The following is a 20,401-nucleotide window of genomic DNA, read 5'->3' as shown; positions in this document are numbered from 1 at the left end:
CGTGGTCGTCAGATCAAGCCGGCGTCGTGCATGGCCTGCTCGAGGCCTGCCTCGAGGTGGGCGCTCATCGGCACCATCGGCAGGCGCAGTGCGCCACCGCACAGGCCCATGCGGGCCATGGCCCACTTGACCGGCGTCGGATTGGGCTCTGCGAACAGCAGCTTGTGCAGGCCCAGCAGCTTGAAGTGGATCTCGGTGGCGGTGCGGGCATCGCCAGCGACGGCGGCGCGGCACAGGTCGGCCATGGCGCGCGGGGCGACGTTGGCCGTGACGCTGACATTGCCGTGGCCACCGAGCAGCATCAGCGCGACGGCGGTGCCGTCGTCACCGGAGTAGACCGAGAAGCCCTTCGGCGCCTGCTTGATGAGCCAGCAGGCGCGCTCGATGTTGCCGGTGGCTTCCTTGATGCCGATGACGCCGGGCAGCGTGGCCGCGCGCAGCGTGGTCTCGGGCAGCATGTCCGCGACGGTCCGGCCGGGCACGTTGTAGAGCACCGACGGGATGTCGACCGCCTCGGCGATCGCGCGGAAGTGCTGGTAGATGCCTTCCTGCGACGGCTTGTTGTAGTAGGGCACGACGCTCAGCGTGCAGTCGGCGCCGACCGACTTGGCGAACTTGGCCAGTTCGATCGCCTCGCGGGTGGAGTTGCCACCCGCACCGGCCATCACCGGCACGCGACCGGCGGTCTGTTCGACGGCCACGCGGATGATCTCGCAGTGCTCGTCGACCGACACCGTCGGCGACTCGCCGGTGGTGCCGACCACGCCGATGCAGGCGGTGCCTTCGGCGATGTGCCAGTCGATCAGGCGGCGCAGTGCGGGGTAGTCGACGCTGCCGTCTTCTTGCATCGGCGTCACGAGCGCGACGATGCTGCCAACAATCGGATTCATGGGCTGGGTTCCTTGCGAGCCGGCGATTCTAGCGGTGGGGGTCACACGAGCCTGACGGCGCGCACGGGGCGACAGGTGTCGTGTCAGAGCCGCAGAACGGGCGCGACGCCATCGGCGCCGACACGGTCGAGGACGATGCGCTGGACCCGTCGCAGCGGGCCGTCGAGCAGGCCTTCCTCGTAGGCGCCGACCTGCAAGCCAGGTTCGGCCAGGCCCAGCAGCTCGCCGGGGCGCAGCAGGAAGTCGGGCCGGGTCGGGCGACCGTGCTGCTCATGGCCGAGCGCGAAGGTCTCGTAGACCAGCCGCCCGCCCGGTGCGACGCAGGCGGTGATCTGGCTCAGCAGCGGGCGCCACAGGTAGTTCGTGACGACGACCAGGTCGAAGCGCCGGCCGTGCAGTGGCCAGGGGCCGCCTTCGATGTCCGCCTCGATGCATTCGGCGGCGACATCCGCCAGCGTGGCGAGGGCAGCGGCATCGCGGTCCAGCGCGGTCACCGCATGGCCTTGTGCGGCCAGCAAGCGCACATGCCGGCCGCTGCCGCAGGCGAGGTCCAGCACGCGGCGGCCGGGCGCCAGGTCACGGGTGTGGCGCAGCACCCAGTCCGAGGGCATCGTCATCGGGATCCGATCAGAAGCAGGACCAGAAGCGGTTGGCGAGGTCGACCACCATGCCGGTGCTCAGGTAGCTCAGGCCGACCGCTGTCAGCACCCCTGCGACGGCCAGTCCGGCCATCGCACGTTTGAGCCAGCGGGGCAGGCCGGGCACCGGATCGGGCGTGTGCAAGGGGTTCGGGTTCATGCGCCCGCCACGGCCGGACGCACGATCGCGGTCTCGCGCACCGGCAGGTTGATCAGCGCGGCGAACACGCCCAGCGCGACCGCGATCCACCAGACCACGTCGTAGCTGCCGGTGCTGTCATAGAGGCGACCGCCCAGCCAGACGCCCATGAAGGAGCCGATCTGGTGGCTGAAGAACACGAAGCCGCCCAGCATCGACAGGTAGCGCACGCCAAAGACCTGGGCCACGATCGCGTTGGTCGGCGGCACGGTCGACAACCACAGAACGCCCATCACCGCCGAGAAGACGTAGACCGACAGCGGCGTCAGCGGCACGCTCAGGAACACCACGATGGCGACCGAACGTGCGCCGTAAATCGCGGCCAGGATGTGGCGCTTGGCCAGCTTCTGGCCCAGCGCGCCGGCCGCATAGGTGCCGAAGACGTTGAACAGCCCGATCAGTGCCAGCGCGCCCGTCGCCACCTCGGGCGCCAGACCGTGGTCCTTGAGGTAGCTGGGCATGTGCACGCCGATGAAGACCACCTGGAAGCCGCAGACAAAGTAGCCCGCCATCAGCAGCTGGAAGCTGCGGTAGCCAAACGCCTCGCGCAGCGCCGCGCCGATGCTTTGCTGGACGCCGCCAGGGCCCGGGCCGGCCTTGGGCTCCTTCAGGCCGAAGGACAAGGGGATGATCACCAGGGCGAGCAGGGCCAGCGCATAGAGCGCCTGCTGCCAGCCCAGGCTGGAGATCAGGTAGTTCTCGACCGGCACCATCAGGAACTGGCCGAAGGAGCCGGCGGCTGCCGCCACGCCCATGGCCCAGGAGCGCTTGGCCGGGTCGATCTGGCGGCCGATCACGCCATAGACGATCGCGTAGGTGCAGCCCGACTGCGCGATGCCCACCAACAGGCCGGCGCTGCCGGTGAAGGCCAGGCCGGTCGGCGCCATGGCCATCAGTGCCAGGCCCGCCGCGTAGAACAAGCTGCCGCCAATCAGGACACGCAGGGCGCCGAAGCGGTCAGCCAGCATGCCGGCAAAAGGGCCGGCAACGCCCCAGGCGAGGTTCTGGACCGCCAGTGCGAAGGCGAAGGTCTCGCGGCTCCAGCCTCGCTCGGTGGTGATCGGGCCCAGCCACAGGCCGAAGCCGTGGCGGATGCCCATGGACAGCGTGACGATCAGGGCGCCGCACAGCAGCACCTGTTGCATCGACAGGCGCGGCGTGGAATCTGGGGTTGAACTCATCCGGGCAATGTAGCCAAACAAGCCACGGGGCGCTCGATGGCGCCCCGTGTTGTGTCGTGGCCCCGCGCAGCGCGGGGCACCGAGCAGGATCAGAAGCGCAGGCCGACCTTGGCGCCGTAGCTGGTGGCCTCGCCGGTCTTGTCGGTCTCCAGGGCCAGGTTGACCAGGCCGAGGTTGACGTTGACGCCCGCGAAGATCTTCTTCTGGTTGAAGGACTCGCCCGCCAGCGTGGTGCCGGGTGCGGAGGTCTTGACCTTGACGGTGCCCACGCCCGCGTACGGGGTGAACATCACGAAGCCCTTGGAGATCGAGACGTCCAGGCTGGTCGTGTCGACCTTGAGGCTGTCCACGCCGGCCAGGTTGTTGATGGCCGCACGCACCGCGATCGCCGGGGTCAGCATGCCGCCGCCGACAAAGGCCCAGCGCAGCTCGCCACCGCGGGTGCGCACATTGCTGCCGGGCACCGAGCCGAGCGCGACGCCGACGTCCACGCCGAAGGGCAGGCCCTTGACCGCGCGCACGCTGACCAGCGGCAGCGTCGAAGGAACGTCCGAACCACCGGCTGCGGCGATCAGGGCGCTGACGTTCTCCAGCTTGGTGCCGGTCACGCCCACGCCGATGTCGAAGCCGATCAGGCCGAGGCCTTCGGCCGGCGTCATGGCTTTGTAGGCGATGGCCGAGCCGAGGTCTTCGCTCAACAGGCGGAACTGGCTCTGCGTCAGGCTGCCGACCGCATTGATGTCGGCGGCCTGTGCCGCGCCGCAGGCCAGCAGGGTGGCGCCGGCGAGAAACTTCAGACGAGCTTGCATGGGGGATCCTTTCGGGTTTGCTGCAGGTGCATGCAGGAACGCGCATTTTGCTGCGTCTGCACAAAACGGCCGGAGGCTAGCACCTGGCTGACCGGCGCATGGCCGGCCGGACGGCGCCAGATGTGTCTTGGCGTGACAGGCACAGCGCTTCGGGTGGCCCCAACCGGCTGCCTAGAATCCGCCGCCATGGCGACCCCCCCGAAGTCCACCCCCGCCTATGGCGAAGCCTCGATCCGTGTCCTCAAGGGCCTCGAGCCGGTCAAGCAGCGACCGGGCATGTACACCCGCACCGACAACCCGCTGCACATCGTGCAGGAGGTCATCGACAACGCCGCCGACGAGGCCCTGGCCGGCCACGGCAAGCGCATCGCGCTGACCCTGCACGTCGACGGCTCCGTCAGCATCGATGACGACGGCCGCGGCATCCCGGTGGGCCTGCACCCGGAAGAGCAGGTGCCGGTCATCGAGATCGTCTTCACCCGGCTGCATGCCGGCGGCAAGTTCGACAAGGGCTCGGGCGGCGCCTACAGCTTCTCGGGCGGCCTGCACGGTGTGGGCGTGAGCGTCACCAACGCGCTGTCGACCCGCCTGCTGGTGCAGGTCCACCGCGACAAGCAGGTCGCCACGCTGGTGTTCTCCGGTGGCGACGTGATCGAGCCGCTGCAGATCCGCCCGCTGGCCAGCGGCGAGCGCCGCAGCGGCACCTCGGTGCGGGTCTGGCCGGACGCGAAGTACTTCGAGAGCGCCGAGTTGCCGCGTCAGGAGCTGATCCACCTGCTGCGCAGCAAGGCTGTGCTGATGCCGGGCGTGAGCGTCACGCTGACGACCGAGAAGACCGGCGAGACGCTGACCTGGCTCTACCAGGGCGGCCTGGGCGACTACCTGCGCCAGAACCTGACCGGCGACGCGCTGATCCCGCCCTTCGAGGGCGAGCAGTACGCCGGTGCCGGCGAGACCGAGAACTTCGCCGAAGGCGAGGGCGCCGCCTGGAGCGTGGCCTTCTGCGAGGACGGCGCCAACCTGCGCGAGAGCTACGTCAACCTGATCCCGACGGTGGCCGGCGGCACCCATGAGGCCGGTCTGAAGGACGGTCTGTTCCAGGCGGTCAAGGGCTTTGTCGAGCTGCATGCCTTGTGCCCCAAGGGCGTCAAGCTGATGCCCGACGACGTCTTCGGCCGCGCCAGCTTCGTGCTGTCTGCCAAGGTGCTGGACCCGCAGTTCCAGGGCCAGACCAAGGAACGACTGAACAGCCGCGACGCGCTGCGCCTGGTCACCGCCTTCGTGCGGCCGGCCTTCGAGCTGTGGCTCAACCAGCATGTCGACCATGGCAAGAAGCTCGCCGAACTGGTCATCCGGCAAGCCCAGGCGCGCCAGCGTGCCGGCCAGAAGGTCGAGAAGCGCAAGGGCTCCGGCGTGGCGGTGCTGCCCGGCAAGCTGACCGACTGCGAGAGCCGCGACCTGGCCTTCAACGAGGTCTTCCTGGTCGAGGGCGACTCGGCCGGCGGCAGCGCCAAGATGGGCCGCGACAAGGAGACCCAGGCGGTGCTGCCCTTGCGCGGCAAGGTGCTGAACTCGTGGGAGGTCGAACGCGACCGGCTGTTTGCCAACACCGAGATCCACGACATCGCGGTGGCCATCGGCGTCGACCCGCACGGCCCGGACGACCAGCCCGACCTGAGCGGGCTGCGCTACGGCAAGGTCTGCATCCTCAGCGATGCAGACGTCGACGGCTCGCACATCCAGGTGCTGTTGCTGACGCTGTTCTTCCGCCACTTCCCCAAGCTGATCGAGACCGGCCACATCTACGTCGCCAAGCCACCGCTGTTCCGCGTCGACGCCCCGGCGCGCGGGCGCAAGCCGGCGGTCAAGCTCTATGCGCTCGACGAGGGCGAACTGCAGGCGACGCTGGACAAGCTGCGCAAGGAAGGGGCCCGCGAGGGCAGCTGGACCATCAGCCGCTTCAAGGGCCTGGGCGAGATGAATGCCGAGCAGCTGTGGGAGACCACGCTCAACCCCGACACCCGCCGCCTGCTGCGGGTCGACTGGGGCACGGTCGCCTTTGCGGACACGGTCGAGGCCATGGACAAGCTGATGGGCAAGGGCGAAGCCGCTGCCCGGCGTGCCCTGATGGAACTGCACGGCGACTCGGTCGAGGTCGACATCTGAGCCTGTCGCCACGGCCACCAACCACTGCCCCGAGTGCCCCCACGCCACACCGTTTCTGCCTGAATCTTGCAAACCGGTGCTCCATCACGCCGACAGGCCCCCGTGGGCACGGGGCGGTCGCTTGGGTAGGGCCGAAAATCCCGCCTGAACTCGCTACATTTTGTTGCGGCGGCCCGCTGGGGTGATAAAGCGGCGCCGGAACTGAACAAGCGTGTTGGGGGTAGCAGAACGTGGAAAGAGCCCGAACGGGGCGCGGTGTGGGGTGGGATGTCTGGCTGTGCGCGCTGGGCGTCGTGGTCTTGGGCTGGGCGGTGTTTGCCCACGGCGCAGGCCGACCCGATACCTTGCGCCAGCTGGCAGAAAGCCGCATCAACCAGAGCCTGGCCGATGCGGGCTACGGTTGGGCGAACGTCAAGGTCGAAGGCAGCACCGGTGTGCTGTCGGGCACGGCGCCCGATCCGATCAGCCGCACCGCGCTGGTCGACCTCGCCCATGAGGTGGTCGAGCCCTATGCCGGACTGCCGGGCGTGTTCTGGGCCCTGGAAGACCACACCCGCCTGAACGAACAACTGCCGCCCCGGCCGCCCAAGCCGGCGCCCGAGCCCGAGGTCGACCTGCTGGCCGACCTGCCGGCGCCCGGTGCCGGCAAGAGCCGCGGCAAGGGCCCCACGCTGGCGGCCTGCAGCAAGGCCTTCCAGACCGTGCAGGAAACCCGTCCCGTGCGCTTCAGGCCCGGTTCGGCAAGGCTGGACCGCGCCAACAGCCAGTCGCTGCAGCAACTGGCCGCCCTGGCCCTGCGTTGCAGCAACTGGCGCGTGATCGTCGAGGCGCCGCTGGACAGCACCGGCGCGCGGCGTGGCGATGTCGCGCTGGGCGAACGCCGGGCGGCCGCGATTGCCGCCGCGCTGATGGTCGACGGCGTGCCCGCTGGCCAGATCGAGGCCCTGGCCCAGGCGCCGGAGGCGATCGAAACGGCCCTGGCCGAAGCGGCCGCCAGCTCCTCGGCCCCTGCCGCATCGACCGCGAGCGTCGCGGTCCGCCCTGAAGCCCGCCTGGCCAGCCGCAACCGGGTCGAGTTCCGGCTCGCTGCGCTGACGCCGCGCTGAGGCGTCCCCCACCGAGATTGAACGAGGTTCCGCCATGTTCCTGCTTGCCCAACTCTGGATCTACCTGTTGCTGGTCGCCGTGCTCGGCGTGCTGATCGGCGTGTCGGTCGCGCGTCGTTTCTGGAGCGCCAGGACCGAGGCGACCCGCATGGAGCTGGAGTTCCGACACACCGAGCAGCTCTACAGCGTCAGTGCCGAGAACGACGCGGCGCTGGCCGCCCTGGAAGCCGCGCGCTGGGAGGCCAACGTCGCGCTGGAGCAGACCACCGCCGATGCCGCCGGCATGCAGGCACGCATCAACGAGCGCGATCGCCAGATCCGCGAGCTCAGCCAGATGCTGATGCGCGTCAATGGCGACCTGGCCAAGGCCGAGGGCGTGCGCCGTGCGCTGATGACCGAACGTCAGAAGAACCGAGAGGAACTGGAGACGCTGCGCAAGCAGGTTGCCGCCGGACGCGCCGAACTGGCGCAGGCGCTGGGCCACCACGAGCGCGACCGCCAGAACCTGCAGGAGCAGCTGGCCGCCGAACGTTCCTTCCGCCTGCAGGGCCCCGTCGCGTCCTGACAAGTCGGGACGCTAAGATCCCGCGCCTTTCCAGCCTGGCCCTGCCGCAAGGCACATGGGCCGACCTCGCGGGACGATGCAACAGACTCCGATGGATTTCGCGCCGCCGCCGCCGCCCGCCCCGGGCAGCAGCGCCGACGCCCTCACGCTGGCCCACTACGCCGAGCGGGCCTATCTCGAATACGCGCTGAGCGTCGTCAAGGGCCGGGCCCTGCCCGACGTCTGCGACGGCCAGAAGCCGGTGCAGCGCCGCATCCTCTACGCGATGCAGCGCATGGGCCTGTCCTTTGCGGGCAATGCCGGTGCCAAGCCGGTCAAGAGCGCCCGCGTCGTGGGCGATGTGCTGGGCCGCTACCACCCGCACGGCGACACCGCCGCCTACGACGCGCTGGTGCGCATGGCGCAAGACTTCAGCCTGCGCTACCCGCTGATCGACGGCCAGGGCAACTTCGGCTCGCGCGACGGCGATGGTGCTGCCGCGATGCGCTACACCGAGGCGCGGCTCGCGCCGATCTCGCGCCTGCTGCTCGACGAGATCGACGAGGGCACGATCGACTACGTGCCCAACTACGACGGCTCGACCGAGGAGCCGCGGCAACTGCCGGCCCGTCTGCCCTTTGTGCTGCTCAATGGCGCTTCGGGCATCGCGGTGGGCATGGCGACCGAAGTGCCCAGCCACAACCTGCGCGAGGTCGCCGCCGCCGCCATCGCCCTGATCCGCGACGAGGCCCTGGGCGATGACACGCTGGCCGACCTGCTGCCCGGCCCGGACTACCCCGGCGGTGGCCAGATCATCAGCAGCCCGGCCGACATCCGCGAGGCCTACCGCAGCGGCCGCGGCTCGCTCAAGGTGCGCGCGCGCTGGAAGATCGAGGACCTGGCACGCGGCCAGTGGCAGCTCATCGTCACTGAGTTGCCGCCCGGGACCAGCAGCCAGAAGGTGCTGGAGGAGATCGAGGAGCTCAGCAACCCCAAGATCAAGGCCGGCAAGAAGGCCCTCAGCGCCGAGCAACTGCAGCTCAAGACCACGCTGCTGGCGGTGCTCGACGGCGTGCGTGACGAGTCCAGCAAGGACGCCGCCGTGCGCCTGGTGTTCGAGCCGCGCAGCCGCACCGTCAGCCAGCAGGAGCTGATCACCACGCTGCTGGCGCACACCAGCCTGGAAAGCTCCGCGTCGATCAACCTGACGATGGTGGGCGCCGACGGCCGACCGACGCAGAAGAGCCTGCGCCAGAGCCTGGTCGAGTGGGTCGGCTTCCGCCAGACGACGGTGCGCCGCCGCACCGAACACCGGCTCGGCCGTGTGCGCGACCGCATCCATGTGCTCGAAGGCCGGCAGCTGGTGCTGCTCAACATCGACGAGGTCATCCGGCTGATCCGCGAAAGCGACGAGCCCAAGCCGGCGCTGATCGCCCGCTTCAGCCTGAGCGACCGCCAGGCCGAGGACATCCTCGAAATCCGGCTGCGCCAGCTGGCGCGGCTCGAAGGCATCAAGATCGAGCAGGAACTCGCCGAGCTGCGCGGCGAGGAGGCCAAGCTCAGCGACATCCTCGCCAACCCAGGCTCGCTCAAGCGTGTGCTGATCCGCGAGATCGAGGCCGATGCCAAGGCCCATGGCGACGAGCGCCGCACGCTGATCCAGGCCGAGAAGAAGGCCGTTGCCGAGGTCAAGGTGGTCGATGAGCCGGTCACCGTCGTGGTCAGCCAGAAGGGCTGGGTGCGGGCCCGCACCGGCCACGGCCATGACGCTGGCGCTTTCGCCTTCAAGGCCGGCGATGCGCTCTACGGCACCTTCGAGTGCCGCACCGTCGATCCGCTGATCATCATGGGCAGCAATGGCCGGACCTATTCGGTGCCGGTCAGCCAGTTGCCGGGCGCCCGTGGCGATGGCGTGCCCATCACCAGTCTGATCGAGCTGGAGAGCGGCACCCAGGTGCTGCACTACCTCGCCGCACCACAGGACACCACCTTGCTGATGGCCCACAGCGGCGCGACCGGCCTGCTGGCCAAGGTCGGCGACCTCATCAGCCGCAACAAGAGCGGCAAGGCCTTCCTGACGCTGGAAGCCGGCGAGACCTGGCTGGCGCCCGTGCGTGTGCTGGCCGAACACCGCCAGGTGGCCTGCCTGAGCGTCAAGGGCGCGCTGCTGACCTTTGCGCTGGACGACCTCAAGCACCAGCCCGGCGGTGGCCGTGGCCTGATGCTGATGTCGCTGGACGACGGTGACACGCTGGCCGGCGCGGTCAGCTATGCCGGCGGCGTGCGCATCACCGTGATCGGCCGCAATGGCCAGCCGCGTGACGAGGACCTGCGCACCGTCGCGCTGCAGCCCTATGCCAACAAGCGCGCCCGCAAGGGCCGCGACTGGTCGGGCCGGCTCAAGGTCCAGGCCATCCAGGCATTGGGCTGATCTGGCCTGATCCGGCCTGATCTGGCGGTGCCGGCTCGCTGGCCGGCCGGTGGGTTCAGTGGTGGCGCTGTGCCGCTGCCCGCGGCTTGCGGGCGGGCGCGGCCTTGGGGGCGACCGCTGCGGTGTCCTGTGACGGGACCGCGTGTTGGGTCGGCGGCGTGGCGTGGCGGACCGGCTGAGCCGGCGGCAAGACCGTGCCGGCTGGCGGCCAGTTGACCGGCGGCAGGGTCGACACCCACCAGGACAGCCAGAGCTGGCCGGCCTCCATCCATTCATGCCAGTAGCGTTGCTGCTGCTGGGCCCAGGTCTGCAGGCCTTCGTGCAGATCGTGGGCGGGGTTGGGGGCGGGGCGCTGTTCCATGGTGCGATCTCCTGCGCTTGGGATCTTGGGCAGAACGATGTTCTCACCGTCCCCGAGCGTTTGCACCAAGAAAAAACGCGCCCCGGAGGGCGCGTTCGCAAGAGACCGGGGTGCGGGCACCTGGCCCGCATCGGCGATCAGGGCCGGGTGATGACCGGCGCGCTGGACGACATCGCCCACAGCGAGCTGCCGCCGATGTTGTCGACCGTCAGGCTGCGCACGCGGAAGCGCACGTTGCCCCGGCCCGCCGGCAGGCTGGTGGTGGGCACCGAGACCGTCGTGCCGACCTGCGTGCGGCCGGCGTTCGGGTAGGCCTCCCAGTTGCTGGACGTGGCCGTGCAGGTGTTGATGGTGCCCAGGCAGTACTGAACCTCGTAGGACGTGACCCCTGCGTTTGCAGCACCGGCCGCCACCGTGAACGTCATCGGACCGGTCTGCGCCACCCGGACGGCGCGCGGGACGGGCACGGCGCCGTTGTAGTAGCGCACGGTGGCCGACACGGCGCCAGCCGCAGCGCCGTTCATCGGCGTGACGATGTAGTCGTAGATGCCCGGTGCGGCCAGGCCCGCCGCCAGGTTCGTGCCGGTGTGCGCCGTGGTGGCGTTGTAGGCCGACAGGTTCGGCGTGTTGACCGTGCGATTGGCCAAGGCGCCCGAGTTCGCCAGCGTGTTGGCGGCGTTCAGGGCCAGGCGCTGACGCCCGATCCGGTAGCCGGTTTCGCCGTTGGCGGCGTCGGTCCATGCCAGCGCGACCGAATTGGCAGCGGCGCCAGCGGCGATGCGCAGATCGCTCGGTGCCGTCAGCGTGACCTCTGCCGCACGGGTCTTGCCGCTCATCGTCGCCGACTGGTTGGCGCCGTTCTGGGCCACCACCTCAACCCGGTAGGTGTAGGTCGTGTCCGGGCTCAGGCCCGTGTCGGCGAACTGGAGGGCTGCGCCTGCGTTGCGGGTGCCGGCGAGGACTTCGTTCTGGCCGTTGGCATCGCTGCGGTAGATGTTGTAGGCGCGAAGGTTGGTCGAAGCGCGGGTCCAACGCACCACCAGGGCGGTGGTCGGGTTGGCGGCCTGCGGCACCACCGACGTCATCACCGGGGCGATCACCGGTGTGGCCACCGCGTTGGACAGCGTCGACTCCGCCGTCTCGGCACCGCGAACGGAAACCACCTTGTAGGCGTAGCTCATGTCGTCGGTGACGCCGGTGTCGGCGTATTCCACGACGTTGGTGCCGATCGCGGCGGCCAGCGTGGTGCCGGTCGTCTCGCCGTTGACGAAGCGCTGCAAGCGGTACTCGATCTCGTTGGACGCGTCGGTCCAGGTCACCAGCACGGCGTTGCCCTGCACCGTCGCCGTGGCGCCGGTCGGGGCCTGCAGCACGGTCTGGTCGACCACGCGCACCTGGGCGGTGTCCGAGCCACCGGCCGGCGACTGGACGGTGACGCTGGCCGGCGGAACACGGGTCGAGATCGGCGTGCCGATGGCGGCCGTGGCGGTCTCGTCGATGATCAGCGCGGACGGGGCCACCGCCGCATCGCTGGACGTGGCGCGCACGGTCAGCGTGCCGGCGACGGGGTCGTAGTCGGCCTGGCTGATGACGACCGAGTCCTTCAGGCCACGCACCAGGCGGGTGGTCTGGCCGGCGCTGCCGTTGGCGTTCACGCCGTTGGCGACCAGCTCCAGACCCAGCGGCAGGTTGGCCGCGCCCGGTGCCTTGGCGCCGATGCCCTGGGCGGTCGAGAACACGCCAGCGTCCTTGTCCAGCGTCACGGCCGAGGTGATGCCCGTGCCCTGGGCGGCCGTGGTCGTCACGTCCTTGACCGTGACGGTGCTGTCGACACCGGAGACCGCGAAGGCATCGACGCGGGTCTGGTTGGTGCCGGCATCGCGGCGGTAGGTGATGCGGTCCGAGGCAAGGATGGCCTGGGTGTCGCCGTCCCACTTCTGACCCTGCACCACGAACAGCGGGTTGAAGATGGTGTTCGTCGGCAGGCCAGCCGCGTCAACCGCGAAGTTCACCGGCGTCTCGTCGAGCAGACCGACCGCTTCGATCATCACGTGGTTGCGATCTGCGCCCTTGACGGTGTGCGGCGTGCCGCCGTCACCGATGAAGCCGGGGGGCAGGTCGCTGGCGGGGCGCTCGCCCGGCAGCAGACCGGCGTCGCCGGTGTCGGTCCATTGCAGCCACGGGCCGACCTTGCCGCAGGCATCGGTCTGACCGGGGCGGAATGCGATGTCGAAGGTCTCGTTGATCTCCCAGCCGGCGGCGTCGATCACCTGGACCTCGACCTCATGCGTGCCCCACGGGTGGTGGATGCGGTAGCGGCCGGGCTGGTCCGTGTTCATGCGGATGCGAAAGCGCGTGAACGTCAGCTGCTCGCCGGGCGTCGGTTCCTCGACCGTGTAGGTCGCCTCGGCGGCCATCACGAAGCGCAGCTCGAAGCCGGTGACGGCGTCGAGGGTGATGCTGTCGGCCAGCCAGAAGAAGGACTCGCCGCCGGTGCCGGTCTGCTCGGACTGGAGGTTGCCGGGGACTTGCGGGTCGAAGAAGCACATGCCGGGGTCCTTGCAGATCTGCAGGGCCAGGCCGTTGCTGTCCTTGACGTATTCGCCGTAACCCGTGACCGGGTTCAGCGCGCCAACGGTGAAGAACTGGGCGCTCGGGGCTGCGGGATTGGCCGCAGCGGCACAGGAAACAGTCTGCGCCGCGACCGAACCGGCGTAGATCTCGAGCGCACCTGCGACCAGGGCGGCAATGAGTTTGCGTTGCATGTCAGTGTCTCGCGGTGATTAGTTGATCGTCAGCGGCTTGCTGGCAGAACCCTTGCGGTCGGAGCTGACCTTGACGCGGGCAGGCAGCCCGCTCAGGCCGGTGACCGTGAAGGAGGCGCCGGCAGCAGCCGAGGCGTTGAACGTGCGGCCACCGCCGATGTCCAGCGTCAGCTGGGCATCCGGGTCGCTCGACGTCGCCGTGACGTTGACCGTGCAGTTGGTGGTGTTGGCCGCGCAGGAGGCGCTGGCCGTGCCGATGGTCACCAGGTCGGTGACGGCCAGGCGCTGCGAGCGGGCCGGGCTGATCGGCAGGTTGGAGGCCTGCACGATCACCGACTCGGGCAGGTTGCCGACATCGGAGACGCGGAAGGACTGGTAGAAGCGGCCGGTGTTCTCGGTCAGCAGCGGGCCGGCGACCATCTCGACTTCGCCCGTGGGGGTGACGTCCATGGCGCGGGCGTTGACGCTCGCGGTGGTCGGAGCCGTCGTGAAGACGTGCAGGTCGACCTGGCTGCCGTTCTTCGAGTAGTAGGCGTTGTCGATCACCAGCGGGGTGATGCGCTCGGCGTCCGGCGCCATCAGGCCCTGCACCGTGAAGCGGTCGGTGCGGAAGCGGGTGATCTCGGCGCCGGTGACCAGGTCGGTCACCGTCAGCTCGGCGTAGTTGGTGCCGCAGGGGCTGCCGACCACGGTGTGCGGCGTCGCGCCGTCACCCAGGAAGCCGGCCGGTGCTTGCTGTTCGCCCGGCTGCAGGCCATTGGCTTCGGACGTGCTCCAACGCAGCCAAGGGCCAACGACGCCCTGATTGGTGCGGGCCGGCACATCGCCTTCTTCGAGCACCACGTTCGGCGCGGCGAAGAACTGGATGTCGGCGGTGTCGTTGATCGCGCGGCGACCCGGGGCGGTCACGACCCATTCCTTGCTGCCGTAGGGGTGGGTCAGCTTGTAGACGCCGGCCACCGGTGCGTCGATGCGCACACGCAGGCGGGTGAACGGGAACTGTTCGCCCTGGGCCGGGTTCTCGGCCGCGAAGGCCGCTTCCGCGCCCATCACGATCAGCACGTTGTAGCCAGCACCCTGCGGGTCGGCGAAGTTGGCTTCGGACAGGAACCAGAAGCCTTCGGCACCGAAGCCGATGGCCTCGGAGAAGGCGTTGCCGGGAATCACCGGGTCGAAGAAGCAGCCGCCGACGTTGCCCGGGTCGGACAACGGGTTGCAGATCACCAGGCTGACGCCTTCGGAGTCCGCGATCACGCGCGGGAAGCCGTTGACGGCATCCGGTGCGGAGGCCGAGAACGGCGTGGCGGCGTTGGGCTTGCAGACCGCCGCCATCAGCGGGCTGGTCGCGACACCCAGGATCAGGGCGATCGCTGCGGCGAGTTTTCTTTGGGTCATCGGAGTTCCTTCAAGAAACGAGGAGACGTCGTGTCGGGTTCGGCTGGAAGGGCTGGGGACTTCAGGATCGGCAGGATTCTTGGGTCACCCAGTTGGGCCTTCAGTGGGCCTTCAGAACGGTTGAACGGAGTGTGGATCGAATGTTTTGGTTTCTTCAAGATCCTTAACCTGAATCAAGGGGGGTAAATGATTCAGGTTTTGTTCAGAATCTCGAAAATGCATCAGTTTCAGATTCGGCAAGGTCGGCTCCGTGCTTCCGTTTCGAGGGCTTTTATCAACAAATTCAACGACTTGCCGTGTTGACGGATCGTCGAACCGTGGCGCCGAAAAGGTCTGGAACGTGATTTCAGGCGTCGCCGGTGTTATCGGTATGGCCCGAAATTCCTGAAGCAGGTCTTCAGATGAACGCAGTGTCGGCGTGAAATAGCCGGCTGAATCGGGCTTAGGCGTTCTTAAAGAAGATCAGACCCACATGGTGTGATGAAGTGCCCAAGTGGGTCATCGCAGGGCGCAGATGACCCCATGGATGCAGCAAGGGCGCTGCATATTCCTGAATCAGAAATGAATCACCAGCTTTGCGGCGTGCGCCATTCGCGCACGGTTTCCAGGCGACGGCCGTCGGCGGAGATGCGCACGATGGCGCTGCCGACGGTGCCCAGGTGGCTTTGCCGCGAGTAGTTCAGCGGTCCGACCACACCCGTGCGGAAGTCCCGCACCGATTCCAGGGCGACGCGCAGGCGGGCCCGGCTCGGGTCTCGTCCGGCGCGCTTGAGGCCGTCGATGGTCAGGCAGGCGGCGGCGTGGGCCAGGCTCTGCACGGCGGGGTGGCTGAGGCTGGCGTCGACGCTGGCCAGCGCCTGCCGCAAGGGGCCCGGATCGAGCGGGGCATCCTCGGGCACCGTGTGGCTCAGTCGCAGCCGATCGCGCAGGCTGGCCGGCCAATCCAGGACGGCCTGCCCCTGTTCGGCAAACGCGCCCAGGATCAGGGGGCCTTGCGCGCTGCCCGACGGGGACTTGTCGGCCTCCGCCAGCGGCTGGCGGCCACGGCCTGACTGGGTCACCGATCGCATCCAGTTGGACGGGCCGAGCACCAGCACCGCATCCTGCCGGGGTTGGGCGGCGAGCCAGCGCAGCGCGTCGGCGAGCTGCCCGGCGTCCGACAGTCCCAGCTTGGGTTGCCAGATCGACAGCGTCAGGTTGGGATGGTTCTGGGCCTGTCGCTGGCTGCTGACCAGCGCCGCCCGGTGGTGAGCGGCAGGGCTGGCGATCACGCTCAGGCGGACGTTGTCCGGGCGGTGCACCGACACCTGTTCGGCGAGTTCACCGAGCGCGACCGCGTCGACCAGGTTGCGGACCTGCTGGCTGAGCTGCGGGGCGACAGCGAAGAGCGTGGGCTGGGGCTGATCCAGCTCGGTGGCCGCGCCGAGCGGTCCGATCAGCGGCACCCCGGCCAGCCGCTCGACCAGGTCCTGGCTGCCCAGATCGCCCCACCAGGGTGCGACCACCGCGAAGCTCTGCTCACGCAGCTGCCGGGCGATCTCGGTCGGTGCCAGCTTGTGGGCGTCCAGCGCCTGCCACGCGAGCTGGCGACCGTGGATGCCACCCTCGCGGTTGGCCTGTGCGACGCAGGAACGGATCGCCGCGTCGGCGGCCTGACCGGCTGCGGCCAGCGGGCCGCTCAAGGGCAGCACGCCGCCCAGGACCACGCGGTCAGGGGTCAGGCCGGGGTCGATGTCGAGCGACTGACCAAGGCTGCGCAGATAGGTCAGCAGGTCGGCTTCCTCGCGTGGGGCGAGCGTGAAGCGCGGCATCGCCGTGGACAGAGGCCGGCCTTCCACATCGACGCCCTGGCGCAGCGCACGCAGCACCGCGACATCGTCGTAGCGACTGCGCGGCAGCAGGCCGGGGCTGGCGCTGCGGGCCTGGCTGAGCGAGTTCCAGTCCAGCGCGGGCGCGGTCAGGCCGCCTTCGCGGTTGCCGGCGCCTTCCGGACCGTGGCAGCGCGCACAGGCCACGGCGTCACCCTGCAGCGCGAGGCCGGAACCGACGCGCGCCTGGATGGCCTCGCCGTGGCGGTTGCGGCCTTCCAGGAAGATGGTGCGACCGGCCTTGCGGGCCTGCTCGGCCGGATCGCTGTCGACCGCCACGACCGCCACGACCGGATCGGCCGCGATGGCAGCCGTGCCGAACAGGCCGGTCCAGGTCAGCAACAGGGACGCGACGATCAGGCGGCGGACCAGCGGGCGCTGGGCATGCGGGGAACCTCCCAGCATCAAAGCACCTTGCGCACGGCGGCCACGATGGCCTCGGGCGGGGCCAGCGCGTGCAGCTTCAGCCACGCGCCGGTGCGGTCATTGCCGACCCACAGGACGGCGGTGTGCTGCTCGGGCTTCTCGTTGTAGAGGCCCAGCTTGTGCAGCACCCAGTCGACGTTTTCCTTCTTGCCGGTGACGAAGGACCAGCCCGGGCCGGCGCTGTGCCGCTCGGCGTAGTCGCGCAGCACCTCGGGCGTGTCGAAGCCGCTGTCGGTGGTGATCGAGATGAGTTGGACGGGTGTCTTGACCGAATCCTGCAGTTGCTCCTGGACACGCGCGAGGTTGTGCGTGACGGGCGAGCAGACGTCCTTGCAGCTGGCGTAGAAGGAGGTGATCAGCACCACCCGGTTGCGGATCAGGTCGTCGTAGAAGCGCACGCGGGGGCGTTCCTGCGTCACCAGCGGCAGGTTGGTGAAGTACTCGACGCCACGGGTGCCGGGCGAGGCCTGCTGCACGCCCGCCCGGCCAGCGGCCTGGCTGGCCACCTGGCGCATCCGGTCCAGCGCGGCAGCTTCTTCGGGCGAGGTGGCGGCCGATGCGGCGGCGGCCTTGGGCGCGGGCTTGTCCAGGCTGGTCAGTCGGTCAACCAGCAGCTTGTGGGATGCCAGCCCGTAGGTGCGGACCCAGCGCTGGCTCGGTTCATGGCCGAGCCAGACCATCGGCGAGTGGTCCTCTGCATTGCCGGTGCCGACGTCGTAGGCCTTGAGGATGGCGTCGATCGAGGCCCGCGAACCGGTCACGAAGGTCCAGTTGGCGCCGGCGTCGAACTTGCGACCGAACTTGCGCAGCTCGGCGGGCGTGTCGGTCAGCGGGTCGACGCTGATGGAGATGAACTGCACCTCCGGGCCGGCCTGCCGTCGCAGTTCCTCGTCCATGGCCTTGAAGGTCGCACTCAGCGGCGAGCAGATCGTGGTGCAGGACGTGAAGATGAAATTGATCGCCACCCGCTTGCCCGCGACCAGGTCACGGCCGAAGCGGCGCTTGCGGCCCTCCTGGTCCAGCACCTCGACATCGGGCAGCTTGACGGTCAGCTTGTCGCTGTCGGCCAACTTGGCGCTGTTGGCCGCAGCCGCAGCCGACGGAGCGGCCGACACCGTTGAGGCGGCCGTGGCGGCCACCAGCAGCGCAGCGGCGGTCAGCAAGGTGCCGAGGATGCGAGGGAACACGAGGGGCAAGGACATGCGTGGATCGATCCGGTTCAAAGGGCAGGGCTCAGGGCTCGGGGCTCGGTTGTCGGTGACGCAGGCGTCAGCGGCCCGTGGCGGCGTTGGCGACCGGCTCGGTCTTGCGCACGCCGATGTCGAGCAGCGGCGAGCGGTCGAAGGTCAGGCCCAGGCTGCGGGACTGCACCATGACGCGCCAGACGCCCTCGCGCGGGAAGGTCTGCGTCACCACGTAGACGCCGCTGCCGGCCTCGCGTTCCTTGGCGAAGGCGCGCTGCTGTGACAGGCCGGGCCGTTCGAGCGCCATCACCTGCAGGTCGGCAATCCCGCTCAGTGGCTGACCCGTCTGGCCGTCCTTCAGACGGATCGCCAGCTCGCTGGCTTGACCGGTGCGCATCTCCGCGCGGGGAGCCTGACCGGGCTTGCCGGCATCGCGCACGCTGCCCGGCAAGGTCTGGCTGGCGATGCGGGCCGAGCTGCCGCTGAAGCTGAGATCGCCGATCTGCCAGGTCACGTCGATGCGCCGGCCGTCGGTGGTCGCCCCCGTCTCGTCGACGTTGAAGGCGTAGCAGTGGGTCAGGCGCGGCTGTTCGAGCAGGGTGGGCAGCGTGTAGAGGCCGCCGCGGTCGAGCCGGACCAGGCCGGTGTAGACGCCAGGAGCAGTCTCCTTGAGGCTGCGGTCGACCACCTTGACCGCCCGCGCCGCCCGGCGATAGGTGGCGTAGGTGCCTTGCGGGGCCATCATGCCTTCGGCGTAGTAATAGAGCGCGGTGTCGGGCGCACTGCCCAGCAGCATCGTGCCGGGCTCCGGCGTGGTGACCATCAGGTCGGCCGGGCCGATGTGTTCGGGCATCTCTGCTGGCGGTTTCTGGAACACCGGCAGCTCGTTGAGCGCCAGCTTGCCGTCGTCGAGCGCGCGCAGTTCGACCATCTGGACGTTGCTGCTGCCCAGGCCCCGGATGAAGGCGAAACGCTGGGTGTAGGCGATCTGGTCGGGCTGGGCGACGACGCTGGCCTGCGCCACCAGCCGGGCGCTGGCCGCGTCGATCGCCATCAGCGTGCTGCTGGCGGTGTGGACCGCCAGCACATGGCGGCCGGACGGGTCGGCCCGCACGGCGCTGACGGGCTGGGGCAGGGTGATGCGCTCGATCGGCTGGCCGTTGTCCAGGTCGATCACCGTCAGCAGCGGCGCGTTCAGGCTGCCGATGTAGGCCCGCCGCGCCAGCGCGCTGTGGGTCACCGCCAGCGGCGTGCCGCTGACAGGGACACGCGCCAGCACCTTGCCGGCCTGGGCGTCGATCAGGCTGACCTGGTTGGCTGCCGTGCTGGTGACCACCAGACGACGGCCGTCCTCGCTGAGCGACAGGGCATGGGCGCCGTCACCGATCTTCAGCTCCTGGCTCACCGCCATCGTGGCCACGTCGACGCCGACCAGCCGGTCGCTGTCGTCGAGCGCGACCCAGACGGTGCGCTCGTCCGGTCCGATCACCAGGCGGCGCGGCTTGCCCTCGCCCAGGCTGACGGTCTTGATCAGCTTGTTGTTGGCCAGATCGACCACGGCCAGCTCGGCGCGGTCGGCCAGCGTCACGAACAGGCGGTCCAGGCCACGCGCATGGACCCAGTCGGTGCCAACGCCGGGCAGGCGGATCAGCGCTTCGAGCTTGGTGTTGTTGAGCTGCAGCAGCGGGTTGATGACCGAGATCGACGCATCGGCATTGAGCGTCAGCAACTGGAAGCTGTTGAGGTCACGGTCGGCCCGTTGGGCCAGCCGGCCGCTGGCGAAGCGACGGATCTGGGCGGTGCAGGGTTCCGCCTGATCGCCGCCCTGGCGACTCATCCACATGCGGGGCCGCAGGCCGCGCAAGGGGGTGCCGCTCAATTCGTCGGTCAGCGTCAGCGTCAAGGTCAGCGGCTGACCCAGGGGTATCGCGCCCGTTTGTTCGGCATTCAGGTTGAGTTCAGCTTTAACTCCGCCCTGAGTATGTTGCTGAACCACCGGCAGGTCATCTCCGGCCTGCGCGGACGACATCGCAAAAACCGCGATCAGGGCGGCCGAACGAATCAGTCCGGAAATGGCAGCTTGCATGAACTCACACCCAGTTGCGACTTGTTTTGAACCCAAGCGGGTCATTCTTGAAGTGTGACTGAAGTCACAAAACCTGCGGACTGTCCGGTTCATGTCGATTTCTGAAGGGCCAACGGCGCGTCGGCGGGGGACGTCATGGCGTCGGCTGGGCGACGAAAGAGGTCGATCTTGCCCATTGCTAGCCCCGGATGTCCATCCACGGAACGAAGGCCGGCGTCACGACTTGGCCAGATATCGAACCGCAAGTTGTTGATTTGTCGAATCCTTCACCGTTTGCATCTGCGTTGGACGCTGCCCTGTCACTTCGGTGGCGCGGCGTCGAACTTGAGGGGCTTGTGCGGTGCTTCACCCA

15 protein-coding genes are annotated in these 20,401 nt (G+C 69.0%); 4 read left to right on the top strand and 11 right to left on the bottom strand.

The window, feature by feature from the left end:
- Nucleotides 1-8: 8 nt before the first annotated feature.
- From dapA to EV685_RS01545, 5 genes are all read right to left on the bottom strand, one after another.
- On the bottom strand, nucleotides 9-890 hold the full coding sequence (gene dapA, locus EV685_RS01560) for a 4-hydroxy-tetrahydrodipicolinate synthase (protein ID WP_130480234.1): 882 nt from the start codon (nucleotides 888-890) through the stop codon (nucleotides 9-11).
- 83 nt (nucleotides 891-973) lie between these two features.
- Nucleotides 974-1,507: a class I SAM-dependent methyltransferase gene (locus tag EV685_RS01555; protein ID WP_130480233.1), complete on the bottom strand. Its 534-nt coding sequence runs from the start codon at nucleotides 1,505-1,507 to the stop codon at nucleotides 974-976.
- A 10-nt stretch (nucleotides 1,508-1,517) separates the two neighbouring features.
- Entirely contained in the window at nucleotides 1,518-1,688 is a 171-nt protein-coding gene (locus EV685_RS20525; protein WP_165396673.1) for a hypothetical protein, read from the bottom strand.
- Nucleotides 1,685-2,908, bottom strand: a complete 1,224-nt coding sequence (locus EV685_RS01550) for an MFS transporter (protein ID WP_130480232.1) — start codon at nucleotides 2,906-2,908, stop codon at nucleotides 1,685-1,687. Before EV685_RS01550 ends, EV685_RS20525 begins: the two co-directional genes overlap by 4 nt.
- 89 nt (nucleotides 2,909-2,997) lie before the next feature.
- Nucleotides 2,998-3,717: a hypothetical protein gene (locus EV685_RS01545; protein WP_130480231.1), complete on the bottom strand. Its 720-nt coding sequence runs from the start codon at nucleotides 3,715-3,717 to the stop codon at nucleotides 2,998-3,000.
- 186 nt (nucleotides 3,718-3,903) lie between these two features.
- Here EV685_RS01545 and EV685_RS01540 point away from each other — a divergent pair, with 186 nt between their 5' ends.
- From EV685_RS01540 to parC, 4 genes are all read left to right on the top strand, one after another.
- On the top strand, nucleotides 3,904-5,883 hold the full coding sequence (locus EV685_RS01540; protein ID WP_130480230.1) for a DNA topoisomerase IV subunit B: 1,980 nt from the start codon (nucleotides 3,904-3,906) through the stop codon (nucleotides 5,881-5,883).
- A 230-nt stretch (nucleotides 5,884-6,113) separates the two neighbouring features.
- A complete protein-coding gene (locus EV685_RS01535) occupies nucleotides 6,114-6,989 on the top strand; it encodes an OmpA family protein (protein WP_130480229.1) in 876 nt (291 codons plus the stop codon).
- A gap of 34 nt (nucleotides 6,990-7,023) precedes the next feature.
- Entirely contained in the window at nucleotides 7,024-7,554 is a 531-nt protein-coding gene (locus tag EV685_RS01530) for a hypothetical protein (protein WP_130480228.1), read from the top strand.
- A gap of 76 nt (nucleotides 7,555-7,630) precedes the next feature.
- Entirely contained in the window at nucleotides 7,631-9,964 is a 2,334-nt protein-coding gene (gene parC / locus EV685_RS01525; protein WP_420820795.1) for a DNA topoisomerase IV subunit A, read from the top strand.
- 55 nt (nucleotides 9,965-10,019) lie between these two features.
- On the opposite strand, the gene EV685_RS01520 is transcribed toward parC, so the two are convergent.
- The 6 genes from EV685_RS01520 to EV685_RS01495 all read right to left on the bottom strand — a co-directional run bounded on the left by EV685_RS01520 (nucleotide 10,020) and on the right by EV685_RS01495 (nucleotide 20,049).
- On the bottom strand, nucleotides 10,020-10,325 hold the full coding sequence (locus EV685_RS01520) for a hypothetical protein (protein ID WP_130480227.1): 306 nt from the start codon (nucleotides 10,323-10,325) through the stop codon (nucleotides 10,020-10,022).
- A gap of 137 nt (nucleotides 10,326-10,462) precedes the next feature.
- Nucleotides 10,463-13,090 (bottom strand): fibronectin type III domain-containing protein, encoded by a 2,628-nt coding sequence (locus EV685_RS01515; RefSeq protein ID WP_130480226.1) that lies wholly within the window; start codon nucleotides 13,088-13,090, stop codon nucleotides 10,463-10,465.
- An 18-nt stretch (nucleotides 13,091-13,108) separates the two neighbouring features.
- A complete protein-coding gene (locus EV685_RS01510) occupies nucleotides 13,109-14,485 on the bottom strand; it encodes a hypothetical protein (RefSeq protein ID WP_130480225.1) in 1,377 nt (458 codons plus the stop codon).
- Between the two features lie 566 nt (nucleotides 14,486-15,051).
- Nucleotides 15,052-16,758: a cytochrome c/ABC transporter substrate-binding protein gene (locus EV685_RS01505; protein WP_130480224.1), complete on the bottom strand. Its 1,707-nt coding sequence runs from the start codon at nucleotides 16,756-16,758 to the stop codon at nucleotides 15,052-15,054.
- Nucleotides 16,758-17,981 carry an SCO family protein gene (locus EV685_RS01500; protein ID WP_130480223.1) on the bottom strand — a complete coding sequence of 408 codons (1,224 nt, stop codon included), beginning with the start codon at nucleotides 17,979-17,981 and terminating at the stop codon, nucleotides 16,758-16,760. The genes EV685_RS01505 and EV685_RS01500 overlap by 1 nt, the downstream gene beginning before the upstream one ends.
- Nucleotides 17,982-18,048: 67 nt before the next feature.
- Entirely contained in the window at nucleotides 18,049-20,049 is a 2,001-nt protein-coding gene (locus EV685_RS01495) for a YVTN family beta-propeller repeat protein (protein ID WP_130480222.1), read from the bottom strand.
- Between the last annotated feature and the right edge of the window lie 352 nt (nucleotides 20,050-20,401).

Source organism: Sphaerotilus mobilis (assembly GCF_004216565.1).
GTDB classification, from domain to species: domain Bacteria; phylum Pseudomonadota; class Gammaproteobacteria; order Burkholderiales; family Burkholderiaceae_C; genus Sphaerotilus; species Sphaerotilus mobilis.
This window is presented reverse-complemented; position numbering and strand designations above follow the sequence as displayed.